Annotated in this window: 11 protein-coding genes and 1 pseudogene; 8 read left to right on the top strand and 4 right to left on the bottom strand. The window is 59.3% G+C overall.

All coding sequences use genetic code 11. The features are described 5' to 3' along the window. Nucleotides 1-75: 75 nt before the first annotated feature. The gene (locus C1Y41_RS20300) at nucleotides 76-693 is read left to right on the top strand and encodes a trimeric intracellular cation channel family protein (RefSeq protein WP_071668661.1); all 618 of its coding nucleotides are present in this window, start codon (nucleotides 76-78) and stop codon (nucleotides 691-693) included. Here the strand turns inward: C1Y41_RS20300 and ligB are convergent. Further along, nucleotides 640-2,376 (bottom strand): annotated as a pseudogene (ligB, locus tag C1Y41_RS18230) (NAD-dependent DNA ligase LigB); the annotation flags it as partial. The gene C1Y41_RS20300 and the pseudogene ligB overlap by 54 nt on opposite strands. A gap of 237 nt (nucleotides 2,377-2,613) precedes the next feature. Between ligB and gmk the strand changes: the two are divergent. The 7 genes from gmk (at nucleotide 2,614) to C1Y41_RS18195 (ending at nucleotide 11,797) form a co-directional block, all read left to right on the top strand. After that, nucleotides 2,614-3,237, top strand: a complete 624-nt coding sequence (gene gmk / locus C1Y41_RS18225) for a guanylate kinase (RefSeq protein WP_104086040.1) — start codon at nucleotides 2,614-2,616, stop codon at nucleotides 3,235-3,237. A 57-nt stretch (nucleotides 3,238-3,294) separates the two neighbouring features. Beyond that, on the top strand, nucleotides 3,295-3,570 hold the full coding sequence (gene rpoZ, locus C1Y41_RS18220) for a DNA-directed RNA polymerase subunit omega (RefSeq protein ID WP_013511051.1): 276 nt from the start codon (nucleotides 3,295-3,297) through the stop codon (nucleotides 3,568-3,570). Between the two features lie 20 nt (nucleotides 3,571-3,590). Continuing rightward, nucleotides 3,591-5,699 (top strand): bifunctional GTP diphosphokinase/guanosine-3',5'-bis pyrophosphate 3'-pyrophosphohydrolase, encoded by a 2,109-nt coding sequence (gene spoT, locus C1Y41_RS18215; protein ID WP_039381317.1) that lies wholly within the window; start codon nucleotides 3,591-3,593, stop codon nucleotides 5,697-5,699. A gap of 3 nt (nucleotides 5,700-5,702) precedes the next feature. Then, nucleotides 5,703-6,398 carry a tRNA (guanosine(18)-2'-O)-methyltransferase TrmH gene (trmH, locus tag C1Y41_RS18210; protein ID WP_039381320.1) on the top strand — a complete coding sequence of 232 codons (696 nt, stop codon included), beginning with the start codon at nucleotides 5,703-5,705 and terminating at the stop codon, nucleotides 6,396-6,398. Next, nucleotides 6,395-8,473, top strand: a complete 2,079-nt coding sequence (recG, locus tag C1Y41_RS18205; protein WP_039381322.1) for an ATP-dependent DNA helicase RecG — start codon at nucleotides 6,395-6,397, stop codon at nucleotides 8,471-8,473. Before trmH ends, recG begins: the two co-directional genes overlap by 4 nt. A gap of 133 nt (nucleotides 8,474-8,606) precedes the next feature. Beyond that, nucleotides 8,607-9,995, top strand: coding sequence for an NCS2 family protein (locus C1Y41_RS18200; protein ID WP_039381325.1), 1,389 nt, complete (start codon nucleotides 8,607-8,609; stop codon nucleotides 9,993-9,995). Between the two features lie 122 nt (nucleotides 9,996-10,117). Continuing rightward, nucleotides 10,118-11,797: an AsmA family protein gene (locus C1Y41_RS18195; RefSeq protein WP_039385670.1), complete on the top strand. Its 1,680-nt coding sequence runs from the start codon at nucleotides 10,118-10,120 to the stop codon at nucleotides 11,795-11,797. 48 nt (nucleotides 11,798-11,845) lie between these two features. Here C1Y41_RS18195 and fabY read toward each other — a convergent pair whose 3' ends face one another. From fabY to C1Y41_RS18180, 3 genes are read right to left on the bottom strand one after another with little or no spacing between them, the layout of a single operon-like run. Beyond that, complete coding sequence (fabY, locus tag C1Y41_RS18190; RefSeq protein ID WP_039381327.1) at nucleotides 11,846-12,793, bottom strand: fatty acid biosynthesis protein FabY; 948 nt, start codon at nucleotides 12,791-12,793, stop codon at nucleotides 11,846-11,848. A gap of 59 nt (nucleotides 12,794-12,852) precedes the next feature. Then, entirely contained in the window at nucleotides 12,853-13,290 is a 438-nt protein-coding gene (dtd, locus tag C1Y41_RS18185; protein WP_039381329.1) for a D-aminoacyl-tRNA deacylase, read from the bottom strand. Continuing rightward, nucleotides 13,287-14,153 (bottom strand): virulence factor BrkB family protein, encoded by an 867-nt coding sequence (locus tag C1Y41_RS18180; protein WP_039381331.1) that lies wholly within the window; start codon nucleotides 14,151-14,153, stop codon nucleotides 13,287-13,289. Before C1Y41_RS18180 ends, dtd begins: the two co-directional genes overlap by 4 nt. Between the last annotated feature and the right edge of the window lies 1 nt (nucleotide 14,154).

The raw sequence follows: 14,154 nt of genomic DNA, 5'->3' as shown, positions 1-14,154 counted from the left end.
TTCAGTTGAAAAAATCTCAATAGTCTCTGCGCCGCGGAGGCTTTAGCCTTGCCGGCCAGACTGCTGGAGCCCCCCATGCTATTAACTGTTCTCTACCTTATCGGCATTACCGCTGAAGCGATGACCGGCGCACTGGCTGCAGGCCGGCGCAAAATGGATCTGTTTGGCGTTATTATCATCGCTTCTGTCACCGCAATCGGAGGCGGCTCGGTGCGCGATATTCTGCTGGGTCACTACCCGCTCGGCTGGGTAAAGCATCCGGAGTACATCATGATTGTTGCGGCGGCAGCGGTGGTCACCACTTTTGTTGCACCGCTGATGAATCACCTGCGCAAAGTGTTTCTGGTACTTGATGCGCTGGGCCTGGTGGTGTTCTCGATTATTGGTGCGCAGGTCGCGCTGGATTCCGGCCACGCAGCGATCATCGCCGCAATTGCTGCGGTCATCACCGGCGTATTTGGCGGCGTGCTGCGCGATATGTTCTGCAACCGCATTCCGCTGGTGTTCCAGAAAGAGCTGTATGCCGGTATCGCCTTCGCATCTGGCTGGATCTATATCCTGCTGCTGAAAACCTCTCTGGCGCATGAAGCGGTGGTCATTATCACCCTGCTGTTCGGTTTTGCTGCCCGCCTGCTCGCCCTGCGTTTCCGTCTCGGCCTGCCGGTCTTCAACTATCCCCATCCTGAACACTGAGGGAGCGGCCGGAATGCCCTGCTGCTGCAGAAACGCGATTAGCTCACGCAGCTGAGGCGTCTGCAGCATGGTGACCAGCCGCTGCGCCAGCACGTCGCCAACCCCCGGCAGCTGCTGCCAGTCCGCCCCGGTGCGTGCCAGCAGCGCTTCCCACTGCGTATCCGGCAGGGACGCAAGCGCCTGACGCGGCAGCGGCAGACCCAGCGCCGCGATCCAGCGCCGCAGCGGCTGCTGACGCGTAAGCCTGAAACTGAGCCAGATACGCTGCGCCCGCGCCGGCGATATGCCTTCCGCTGCGGCAATCTGCTCTGGCGTCAGCGTCAGCCATGAAAACAGGTGCGTCAGCGCACCGTGCTGTACCAGGCGCTGCCAGCTGCTGCGCTGCATACCGGCAATATCGAGCACGGTTTTCTGGCTCAGCCCGCTCAGGCGGGAAAGAAACTGCGCACGACAGGCAGGCGTAATATGCAGACAGCTGGTAGCGTGAAAATCATCACTGGCGGGCGGTTCCGGATAGTGGCGTTCCGCCACCCGCCAGATCACCCGCTCCAGACGCGGGATCCCCAGCCCGGCCAGCGTCAGCGTGACCTGATCGCCGGCTATCACATCCAGCGCGCGCCAGCGTGCAACAGAGCCGATGCTGATACGCCGGATGGTTTTATCCTCTGCCTGCACCGGCTGCAGGTTCAGCACCACCGCAACTTTCCCGGTGCGGCCAACGGAAAACGTAACGGCACGCACTTCGCTGCTGACTTCGGCAGGCTGATATTTCCATGCGGCGGACCAGCTTCCCTGTCCTGGCTGCCAGTCCCGGCCGGCAGCAGAAGGCGCAGCGTGGATCACCACGCCATCGGTGGCAAACGGCAGCGCGGCGCGAAACCAGCGCTCGCGCCACGCGGCAACCTGTTCTTCATCACTGACCGGCTGGCTCCACTGCCGGGCAAGATCAAAGCCCCAGCGCGACAGCTGCGTAAGTTTTTCCGTCATCTCCGGGGGGCCGTCCGGCCACGCCCAGATAAACAGCCCGGTGCGTTTCAGCAGCGGACCGATCTCGCGCCGCATCATCGCGCCGGCCACCTGCGCCCGCGCATTGGCTCCGCCATCGCGCGCCTGCTGATGACCGGTCATCTGCAGAAACAGCTCTCCCTGCAGGACGACCTCCGCCAGCGAGGTCTCAATCCGCTGCGGAATAGCCGGAATATGCGCCGCTTTGTCGCGCCACTCCTCACCGCGCACGCCATCGCCACGGCTGATAAGCGACGTCAGCCTGCCGTGACGATAGAGCAGCGTGACGGCCACGCCATCGACTTTAGGCTGAACCCAGAGCGCGGATTTATGCTGCATCCAGTAAGCAACCGCCAGCCTGTCGCGCAGCTTGCGCACCCCGGTATGCGCAACCGGATGTGGCGCGCCACGGCTGGCTGGCAGCGCGGTTTCATGTACCGGTTCGCCGGGTACAAAGCAGCGCTGCCACTGCTGCAGCCGGGAAAGCAGACTGTCATAGTCATCATCGCTGACCGGCGACGCCCCCTGCTGGTAGTAAACGTTGTCCCAGTGACGCAGCTGCTCCTGCAGGCGCGTTATCTCCTGCTGCGCCCGCACCGGCGACCAGACGGGGCACAGCGCTTTTCCCCGACTTTCTGCATTCAGCAGGCAGAGACCTAACCACAGCCATCGTTTCATTGCCGCTCTCCTTTTTGCTGATTGAAGCGTGCGGCGGTGGTCATAGCCAGTAGCCTGCGCAGAGTATGGAATCGCGCTCGCGCACAAATCTGACGTTTTACTCTCTGTTACCGCGCGGTTTGCGCCTGTTCGCAGAAAAGAATTGCCTTACCTGCGCGGCAAACGCTGCGTGGCGGCCCTAACCCGTGTATACTGTGCAGGAAATCGACTCCGCTCTTTACTCAATTCAAGATAACCATGGCTCAAGGCACGCTTTATATTGTTTCCGCCCCCAGCGGCGCGGGTAAATCCAGCCTGATTCAGGCGCTGTTAAAGACACAACCGCTCTACGACACGCAGGTGTCGGTATCGCATACCACCCGCGACATGCGGCCTGGCGAAGCGCATGGTGAGCACTACTTTTTTGTTTCCAAAGCTGAATTCAAAAGCATGATTGCTGAGGATGCGTTCCTCGAGCATGCCGAAGTGTTTGGCAACTATTACGGTACATCCCGTGCCGCGATTGAGCAGGTTCTGGCCACCGGCGTGGATGTCTTTCTGGATATCGACTGGCAGGGCGCGCAGCAGATCCGCAGCAGAATGCCTGCAGCACGTAGTATTTTTGTCCTGCCGCCGTCAACCGAAGAGCTGGATCGCCGTCTGCGCGGCCGTGGTCAGGATAGCGAAGAGGTTATCGCCCGCCGCATGGCGCAGGCCGTGGCGGAAATGAGCCACTATGCTGAATACGATTACCTGATTGTTAATGATGATTTCGATCTGGCGCTGTCCGATCTGAAAACCATTATTCGCGCAGAACGTCTGCGTATGGGACGCCAGAAAGCGCGTCATGATGCTTTAATCAGCAAACTATTGGCAGTCTGAATTCAGTTTCAGTATTATGCCCAGTCATTTCTTCATCATCTGTGGAGTAGCACACCTATGGCACGCGTAACCGTTCAGGACGCAGTAGAGAAAATTGGTAACCGTTTTGACCTGGTGTTGGTCGCTGCACGTCGTGCACGTCAGATGCAGGTAGGCGGCAAAGACCCGCTGGTTCCGGAAGAGAACGATAAAGCCACCGTTATCGCCCTGCGCGAAATCGAAGAAGGCCTGATCACCAACCAGATTCTGGATGTGCGTGATCGTCAGGAACAGCAAGAGCAGGAAGCCGCTGAGTTGCAAGCCGTTACCGCTATCGCTGAAGGTCGTCGTTAACCGCACTCTGCAGGTCAACCTTGTATCTGTTTGAAAGCCTCAATCAGCTGATTGAAAAATACTTGCCTGAGGAGCAAATCAAGCGCCTCAAGCAAGCCTACCTTGTCGCACGTGATGCTCACGAGGGACAGACTCGCTCCAGCGGTGAGCCCTACATCACCCATCCTGTTGCCGTGGCCTGCATTCTGGCCGAGATGAAACTCGACCATGAAACGCTGATGGCCGCGCTGCTTCATGATGTGATCGAAGATACACCTGCCACCTATCAGGACATGGAACAGCTGTTTGGCAAGAGCGTGGCTGAACTGGTGGAAGGCGTATCCAAGCTCGACAAGCTGAAGTTCCGCGACAAGAAAGAAGCGCAGGCTGAAAACTTCCGCAAAATGATCATGGCGATGGTGCAGGATATCCGCGTCATTCTGATCAAGCTGGCTGACCGCACGCACAATATGCGCACGCTGGGCGCCCTGCGTCCGGATAAAAAACGCCGCATTGCGCTGGAGACGCTGGAGATTTACAGCCCGCTGGCGCACCGTCTTGGTATTCATCATCTGAAAACAGAGCTGGAAGAGCTGGGATTTGAAGCGCTCTACCCTAATCGTTTTCGGGTGATCAAAGAGGTGGTCAAAGCGGCGCGCGGTAATCGTAAAGAGATGATTCAGAAGATCCTGTCAGAAATTGACGGGCGTCTGCTGGAGGCGGGCATTCCCTGCCGCGTCAGCGGACGCGAAAAGCATCTTTACTCGATCTACCGCAAAATGCACCTCAAAGAGCAGCGTTTTCACTCGATCATGGATATCTACGCATTCCGCGTGGTGGTGAAAGATCTCGACACCTGCTATCGCGTGCTGGGTCAGATGCACAGCCTGTATAAGCCGCGTCCCGGCCGCGTCAAAGATTATATCGCTATTCCCAAAGCCAACGGCTATCAATCCCTGCACACTTCCATGATTGGCCCGCACGGCGTGCCGGTTGAAGTGCAGATCCGTACCGAAGATATGGATCAAATGGCAGAGATGGGGGTGGCAGCCCACTGGGCCTATAAAGAAGCGGGCGAAAGCGGCACGACCGCACAGATCCGCGCTCAGCGATGGCTGCAGAGCCTGCTGGAGCTGCAGCAAAGCGCCGGCAGCTCGTTTGAATTTATCGAAAGTGTTAAATCCGATCTGTTTCCGGATGAGATCTACGTATTTACGCCGGAAGGCCGCATCGTTGAGCTGCCTGCTGGTGCGACGCCGGTCGATTTCGCCTATGCGGTACATACCGACATTGGCCACGCCTGTGTCGGCGCGCGCGTCGATCGCCAGCCCTATCCGCTGTCACAGCCGCTGACCAGCGGACAGACAATCGAGATTATCACCGCGCCTGGCGCACGCCCGAACGCTGCCTGGCTCAACTTTGTGGTCAGCTCAAAAGCGCGCGCCAAGATCCGTCAGCTGCTGAAAAACCTCAAGCGTGAAGATTCCGTTAACCTCGGGCGTCGTCTGCTGAGCCATGCGCTGGGCGGCAGTAAAAAGCTGGCTGAGATACCGGCAGAAAACGTGCAGCTGGAGCTGGAGCGTATGAAGCTCGCCAGCATGGACGATCTGCTGGCTGAAATTGGTCTGGGCAACGCCATGAGCGTGGTCGTAGCGAAAAACCTGCTGCAGTCCGCTGCGGATGCGGCGCAGAGCAGCAAGCGCAGCAAAAAACTGCCGATTAAAGGCGCGGATGGCGTACTGATCACTTTCGCCAAGTGCTGCCGTCCTATTCCCGGCGACCCGATTGTCGCACACGTCAGCCCTGGCAAGGGTCTGGTCGTACACCATGAATCGTGCCGTAATATCCGTGGCTACCAGAAAGAGCCCGAGAAGTTTATGGCTGTAGAGTGGGATAAGGTAACCGATCAGGAATTCGTGGCGGAGATTAAGGTGGATATGTTTAACCACCAGGGTGCGCTGGCGAACCTGACCGCCGCCATTAACACGGCGGGATCGAATATTCAGAGCCTGAATACCGAAGAGCGCGATGGCCGCGTCTACAGCGCCTTTATCCGTCTGACTGCTAACGACCGCGTCCATCTGGCAAATATCATGCGCAAAATTCGCGTGATGCCGGATGTGATTAAAGTCCACCGTAACCGTAATTAATGCATGAATGCTCAACGTTTTGCCCGAATTCAGGAAATGCTGGCGCTGCGTCAGCACGATCTCACCGTCTGCATGGAGCAGGTGCACAAGCCGCACAATGTCTCTGCGGTGATCCGCACGGCAGACGCAGTGGGCATTCATGAGGTTCACGCCGTCTGGCCCAGCGTGCGGATGCGCACGATGGTTTCGGCCTCCGCAGGCAGCAACAGCTGGGTAAAAGTTAAAACCCATACGCACATTACGGAAGCGGTACGCCATCTGAAAGATCGCGGCATGCAGGTGCTCGCCACCCATCTTTCAGACAAGGCGGTCGACTTTCGCGCTATCGATTACACCCGCCCGACCTGCATTCTGATGGGTCAGGAAAAAACCGGCATCACCGCCGACGCGCTGGCGCTGGCTGACCAGGATATTATTATTCCGATGGTGGGTATGGTGCAGTCGCTGAATGTCTCTGTGGCCTCGGCGCTGATTCTGTATGAAGCACAGCGCCAGCGACAGAATGCCGGCATGTATCAGCGTAAGCACAGCCTGCTGGATGAAGAAGAGCAGCAGCGTCTGCTGTTTGAAGGCGGCTATCCGGTTCTCGCCCGCGTGGCGAAGCAGAAAGGCCTGCCCTATCCGCAGATCAACATGCAGGGTGGCATCGATGCTGATGCCAGCTGGTGGTCCGCCATGCAAGCCACGGGTCGGAAATGAAAGGCCGGCTGCTGGATGCCATACCGCTCAGTACCCTGACCGGCGTCGGCGCCAGCCAGGCCGCTAAGCTGGCCAGACTCGGCCTGTTTACTATCCAGGATCTGCTGCTGCACCTGCCCCTGCGCTATGAAGATCGCACCCAGCTCTACAAAATTAACGATCTGCTGCCTGGTATCTGGGCCACCATCGAAGGCGAAGTGCTGAACAGCGAAGTCACCTTTGGTCGCCGCCGCATGCTGGTATGCCAGATTGGTGACGGCAGCGGGATTGCCACTCTGCGCTTTTTTAACTTCACCGCCGGCATGAAAAACAGCCTGGCGCCGGGTCGCCGCGTCACCGCTTATGGTGAGATCAAGCGCGGACAGCGCGGCGCCGAAATTATCCATCCTGAATACCGCGTTCAGGGTGAGCAGGGCGGCGTTGAGCTGCAGGAAACCCTGACGCCGGTCTATCCCACCACGGAGGGGATACGTCAGGCCACGCTGCGCAATCTTACCGACCAGGCGCTGACTCTCCTGGAGAGCTGTGCGATCGCTGAGCTGCTGCCGTCAGAGCTGAGCGGCGGGCTGATCAGCTTGCCTGATGCGCTGCGCACGCTGCACCGGCCGCCGCCCGATCTCCGGCTCAGCGAACTGGAAACCGGCCGCCATCCGGCACAGAAGCGATTAATTCTTGAAGAGCTGCTGGCGCATAATCTCAGCATGCTGGCCGTGCGCGCGGGCGCACAGCGTCATCATGCGCTGCCGCTGACCCCCTGCCATACGCTGGTGGACAGGCTGCTGGCCGCGCTGCCTTTCTCTCCGACCGGCGCGCAGCAGCGCGTGGTAAAAGAGATTGAGCGCGATCTGGCTAATGACTATCCGATGCTGCGCCTGGTACAGGGCGATGTCGGCTCCGGTAAAACGCTGGTGGCGGCTCTGGCAGCGCTGAACGTCATTGCCCACGGCAAACAGGTGGCGCTGATGGCGCCGACTGAACTGCTGGCCGAGCAGCACGCTGCAAATTTCCGTCAGTGGTTTGCGCCGCTCGGCATCGAGGTTGGCTGGCTCGCCGGCAAGCAGAAAGGCAAAGCGCGCGAAGCGCAGCAGGCGGCGATCGCCAGTGGTCAGGTGGCGATGGTGGTGGGCACGCACGCGCTGTTTCAGGAGCAGGTGAAGTTCAGCGGCATGGCGCTGGTGATTATTGATGAGCAGCACCGCTTTGGTGTGCATCAGCGGCTGGCGCTGTGGGAAAAAGGCGAAGAGCAGGGTTTTCATCCGCATCAGCTCATTATGACCGCGACACCCATTCCGCGCACGCTGGCGATGACCGCCTACGCCGATCTCGACACCTCGACAATCGATGAGCTGCCGCCGGGCCGCACGCCGGTCACAACGGTTGCCATTCCGGACACGCGCCGCAGCGAGATTATTGAACGCGTAAAAAGCGCCTGCCTGGAGGGACGTCAGGCCTACTGGGTCTGCACCCTGATTGATGAATCGGACGTGCTGGAAGCGCAGGCCGCTGAAGCGACCTGGCAGGAGCTGAGCGTGGCATTACCCGATCTGCGCACCGGCCTGGTGCACGGTCGGATGAAGCCCGCAGAGAAGCAGGCGGTAATGGCCGCGTTCAAAGCGAACGAGATCCAGCTGCTTATCGCCACTACCGTTATTGAGGTTGGCGTGGATGTCCCTAACGCCAGCCTGATGATCATCGAAAACCCGGAGCGGCTCGGTCTGGCACAGCTGCATCAGCTGCGTGGACGCGTCGGACGCGGCGCTGTCGCCTCACACTGCGTGCTGCTTTATAAAGCCCCGCTGAGCAAAACCGCTCAGCGTCGCCTGCAGGTACTGCGCGACAGCAACGACGGCTTTGTGATTGCGCAGCACGATCTTGAAATTCGCGGCCCCGGCGAGCTGCTGGGCACGCGGCAGACCGGCAACGCTGAATTCAGGGTCGCTGACCTGCTGCGCGATCAGGCCATGATCCCCGAAGTGCAGCGCGTGGCGCGCCATATCCATCAATATTACCCCGAACAGGCACAGGCGCTGATTGAGCGCTGGCTGCCGGAAACTGAACGCTACAGCCACGCATAGAGGCCGGTTTCAGGCGCGCCCTGCGCGCCCGCTGAAAAATTGTCCAGCCGGTAATCAGCCGCAGCGATGCAAACGATTGCTTTCAGCGGGCAACCGTTTAAAATCGCCACTTTGCTGTTACTGAGAGCCTGTCATGTCTGTTAATCGTGCCGAACCCCTTTCGCCCGCCAGTGCGTCTGCCACGACAAAAAGCGAACTGATTTATCGTCTTGAGGATCGCCCGCCGCTGCCGCAGACGCTGTTTGCCGCCTGTCAGCACCTGCTGGCGATGTTTGTCGCCGTGATCACCCCGGCACTGCTGATCTGCCAGGCGCTGGGGCTGCCGGCACAGGATACGCAGCACATCATCAGTATGTCGCTGTTTGCCTCCGGCGTAGCGTCGCTGCTGCAGATCAAAACCTGGGGACCGGTGGGCTCCGGGCTGCTGTCGATTCAGGGCACCAGCTTTAACTTTGTTACGCCGCTGATTATGGGCGGTATGGCGCTGAAGAATGGTGGCGCGGATGTGCCCACCATGATGGCAGCGCTGTTTGGCACGCTGATGGTCGCCTCCTGTACCGAAATGCTGCTGTCGCGCGTGCTGCATCTTGCACGCCGGATTATTACGCCGCTGGTGTCGGGCATCGTAGTGATGATTATCGGTCTCTCACTGATTCAGGTCGGGCTGACCTCAATTGGCGGCGGCTTTGCTGCTATGAACGATCACAGCTTTGGCGCGCCTGGAAATCTGCTGCTGGCAGGTGCCGTGCTGCTGGTGATTATTCTGCTTAACCGTCAGCGCAACCCCTATCTGCGTGTGGCATCGCTGGTGATCGCGATGGCGGTGGGTTATGCACTGGCGTGGGGACTGGATATGCTGCCGGAGAGCGCGGCACCGGTAGAGCAGCCGCTGCTGGCTGTGCCTTCACCGCTCTATTACGGGCTGGGTTTTGACTGGAATCTGCTGATCCCGCTGATGCTGGTCTTTATGGTTACTTCGCTGGAAACCATCGGTGATATCACCGCCACCTCTGACGTTTCAGAACAGCCGGTCAGCGGCCCGCTCTATATGAAGCGCCTGAAAGGGGGCGTACTGGCAAACGGCCTGAACTCCTGCGTCTCTGCCCTGTTTAACACCTTCCCCAACTCCTGTTTTGGTCAGAACAACGGCGTGATCCAGCTGACCGGCGTGGCCAGCCGCTATGTAGGCTTTGTGGTGGCGCTGATGCTGGTGGTTCTCGGGCTGTTTCCGGCGGTCAGCGGCTTTGTTCAGCATATTCCGGAACCGGTGCTGGGCGGGGCCACTATCGTGATGTTCGGCACCATTGCCGCTTCCGGCGTGCGCATTGTATCCCGCGAGCCGCTTAACCGCCGCGCTATCATGATTATTGCGCTATCGCTGGCGGTCGGACTCGGTGTCTCTCAGCAGCCGCTGATCCTGCAGTTTGCGCCAGAGTGGCTGAAAACGCTGCTCTCTTCCGGTATTGCTGCCGGCGGTATTACGGCGATCGTGCTTAATCTTATTTTCCCGCAGGAAAAATAGCGCAGCAGGCAGGCGCCCGCCTGCCTGCTATTTATCCGCATTTTTCGCCAGACGGTTGAGCTGTAACGGTAATTCAGGCATAACAACCACTGACCGGACAACGATCGCGATGGATGAATGCAATGAAATTCCTGGGCAAGTTTTTCCTTACTCTATTACTGCTGATTCTGCTGCTGCTGGTGATCGGTTATGTACTGGTGCAGACACAGTGGGGCGCCGGCTGGTTTAGCCGCTGGGTAAGTGATAAAACTGCGTGGCATCTCTCCGTCAGTAAAATTGAGCACAACTTCTCTTCCCCTTCGCATATCGTGCTGGATAATTTCAGTTTTGGTCACGATGGCCAGCCTGCGGTTGTCGTGGCTAAACGCATCGATCTGGGCCTGGCGATGGTGCAGTTCAGCGACTGGCTTCATTTTGACAGCATTGAAATTCATGAAGGGGAGATCAATCTCGCTAATCAGACGCCATCCACCACGCTGCCCGTTCAGGCCAACCGCCTGCAGCTGCGCAATGTGCGCCTGGAAAGCCCGCGCACGGCGCTGCCGCTCTCTGCCCGCGGCGTCAATGGCGGTATTGTTCCATGGAAACCTGTATCCGCCGATATGCTGGGCAGTGACGCACAGTTTCAGATAAGCGCCGCGCAGCTGACGCTGAACGGGCTGGCCGGTGATAACGTGCTGCTACAGGGCAACGTGGCGCAGCGCCGCCTGCAGCTCACCACGATAGGTGCGGATATCGCCCGGGGATCGGTGACCGGTCGGGCAGAGCGTGACGACCAGGGCAACTGGAGCATTGATCAGCTGCGCCTGAATGATATCCGTCTGCAGACCAGCCAATCGCTGAATGATTTCCTGCGCCCGCTGCTGACGGCCCCTGCGGTCACAATTAACCGTCTGGATGTCACCGACGCCCGGCTGCAGGGACCGGACTGGGCGGTCACCGACCTCGATCTTACGCTGCGGGACATTACCCTGCGCAACGGCGACTGGCAGAGTAACGAAGGCTATCTGGCGATGAATGCCGGCAACTTTATCAATGGCAGCCTGGCGCTGGATGATCCTATCGTTAATGCAGAGTTCTCGCCTGAAGGCGTCAGACTTACGCAGTTCAGCTCCCGCTGGGTTAACGGTATTCTGCGCGCCAGCGGCAGCTGGACGCGCAGCAACCGGCAACTGACGCTGGACGATCTGGCCGTGGCCGGACTGGAGTATACGCTGCCGCAGAACTGGCGCGAGCGCTGGCAGGCCGCCCTGCCCGCCTGGCTTGACAGCGTGCTGGTGAAGCACGCCACCGCCAATCGTAACCTGATCATCGATATCAACCCGGCGTTCCCTTTCCAGATGACGGCGCTGGACGGCTCTGCGGATAATCTGCTGCTGGCGCGCGCGCATCAGTGGGGGATCTGGTCGGGCAAAGCGAGTCTTAACGCGGCAGAAGCGACCTTTAACCGTACCGATCTGCGTCATCCCTCAATAGCGCTGACGGCAGATGAGCAGCAAATCCAGATAACAGAAATGAGCGCTTTTAACGGCAATGGACTGCTGGAGGCGACGGCAACGGTAGGCCAGAGCGCCGAACGTCCGCTGACGCTGAGCCTGAAGGGCCAGGCGGTGCCGGTCAACGTACTGGAAAACTGGGGCTGGCCAGCGCTGACGCAGAGCGGTGACAGTAATCTGCAGCTGCAGCTTAAGGGGTCACTGCGCGCCGGTACGCCGCTGCGTCCGGGCATTTCGGCAGATCTTTCCGTTACCACCGACGCCGGCTCGCTGCAGCAGAGCATGCGTAACGGGCAGACAGATTAAGAACGGCAGGCCGATCGCGTTGTTGCCGCGCGATCGGCTGCACCATCCTCAGTTTATCAGCGCGCCGGAGCCACCCGCTTCGAGTGGACCATGCTGGTCCGCAGGCAGCACAATATAGACGCCCTCAAATACTGCGCCCGGCTCTTCATTTCCGTACAGCTCAACCTCCAACTGCACGCGCGCCTTGCGCCCGCGCGCGAGGCGGTCGAGATCGCCGCTCAGCGAGCCGAGATCGGCAGTGGCGCCGGGCCGTCCGCTGATCGGTTTGCTGTAGCGGATATGCGCATCCGCCAGAATGATGGTTCCGCCCAGATGACGTTCGCGCAGCAGCAGCCAGATCAGCCCCCAGCCGGTCAGCGTGGCCAGCGAGAAAAGACTGCCGGCAAACAGCGTATGGTGCGGATTCTGATTGCCGGTCTCCGGCATGGTGGTGACAAATTTCTGCCCGGTATATTGCAGGATGCGCACGCCCATCTTCTCACTCAGGGGAATATGCTCATACCACGCCTGCTGGAGCTGGCCGCACCAGTCGGCGCGATGCAGAATATCATCCAGCGTCACCACCGGTTTGATCATCAGAAAATGGCGCACCGGCGTGGTCTGCGGTGCGGTGATTTCACCCTGATTGATAAAACCCAGCTTGGCAAAAAACTCCACGGCGTCTTCGCGCGCGCTGCAGGTTACGCGCTTGGCGCCTTCCTGTCGCGCCACAGACTCCAGCGTCATCGCCACCAGCGTCCCGAGCCCCTTGCCCTGTACCGACGGGTGCACGGCCAGAAAGCGAATAGCTGCTTCATTCTCTGCGTTGATATAGAGGCGGCCTGCGGCAACCGGCTTGCCCTGCTCATCCACCACCATCTGATGGTGCGCCAGCGCGTCCCAGGCATCCCGCTCTGAGCCCTGCGGCTGGCGCAGCGGCTTGCGCAGCATTTCCCAGCGGAACTGGTAATACATGTCCAGCTCTTCGGCCGTCTGAGGCACTCGAAGATGATACATAAAATGATTCTCCCGTTCGGAGCCAGCGTGGCCGATTGCCTGCCGCCAGGCTGCCGATCTCACACCTGCAACCAGAAAGTGACCGGACCGTCGTTAACCAGTGAAACCTGCATATTGGCCGCAAAGCGACCGCTGGCGGTTGTGATACCGCTGGCCCGGCAGCAGTCGCTGAAGACGTTATAGAGCCGCTCCGCTTCTGCCGGTACGGCACCGCCGGAAAAGGAGGGACGCATGCCCTTACGGGTATCTGCCGCCAGCGTAAACTGCGAAACCACCAGCACGCTGCCGCCAGCCTGGTGCACATTCAGATTCATTTTGTCATTCTCGTCACCGAAAACACGGTAGCCGAGCACTTTATCGCAGAGCCGCCGGGCTTTTTGATCATCATCCTCTTTTTCCACGCCCAGCAGCACCAGCAGTCCGGCGCCAATCTCACCAATGATCTGGTTGTCGACCGCCACGCTGGCGGCACTGACGCGCTGAATTAATGCAATCATGTTTCCTCACGGGATGGTTCATGTTCCTGCAGCTTTAGCTGGCGATAGTCATTCAGGGTGACGGTGACTTCCGCTCCCAGCAAAACAATACACCACGTCCAGTAGACCCACAGAAACAGAATCGGGATAACGGCCAGTACGCCATAAATTAACTGATACGAGGGAAACATCGTAACATAGAGCGCAAAGCCTTTTTTACCCAGCTCAAACAGCAGGCCTGCCACCACCGCCCCGGTGAGCGCATCGCGCCCCGGCACGCGCCGCGTTGGCACCACGCTGTAAAGCAGCCAGAACGCCAGAATGGAGAGCACCAGCGGGAAGATACGCAGCGCCTGGTCGATCAGGCTGGTAACGCCGGTGACATTGACCCAGCGCAGCGACAGCAGATAGGAGCTAATCGCCAGGCTGGCGCCAGCCAGCAGCGGGCCGAGCGTCAGGATCATCCAGTAAACGGCAAACGAATAGATCATCGGACGCGGCGAATTGCTGCGCCAGATGGCGTTCAGCGCGCTGTCAACGGAGTGCATCAGCAGCAGCGCCGTGACAATCAGCCCTACCGCGCCTACCGCCGTCATTTTATTTACGTTAGCGACAAACTGGTCAAGGTAGCGCTGGATCACGTCGCCAGCTGCCGGCATAAAGTTGGTAAAGATAAAATTCTTGAGCTGTACGCTGATGTCGGAAAAAACCGGGAACGCGGCGAACAGCGCGAAGATCACCGCCACCAGCGGCACCAGCGCCAGCAGGGAGACGTAGGCAAGATTCCCCGCCTGCGTGGTCATGTTATCTTCGTCGATGCGCCGCCACAGCAGTTTCAGCCACAAAAAGAACGCATGCGCCCGGTGGCGCAGAGTGTTAGCCATC

This window comes from Pantoea sp. ICBG 1758, assembly GCF_002928325.1.
GTDB classification, from domain to species: Bacteria; Pseudomonadota; Gammaproteobacteria; order Enterobacterales; family Enterobacteriaceae; genus Pantoea; species Pantoea eucrina.
This window is presented reverse-complemented; position numbering and strand designations above follow the sequence as displayed.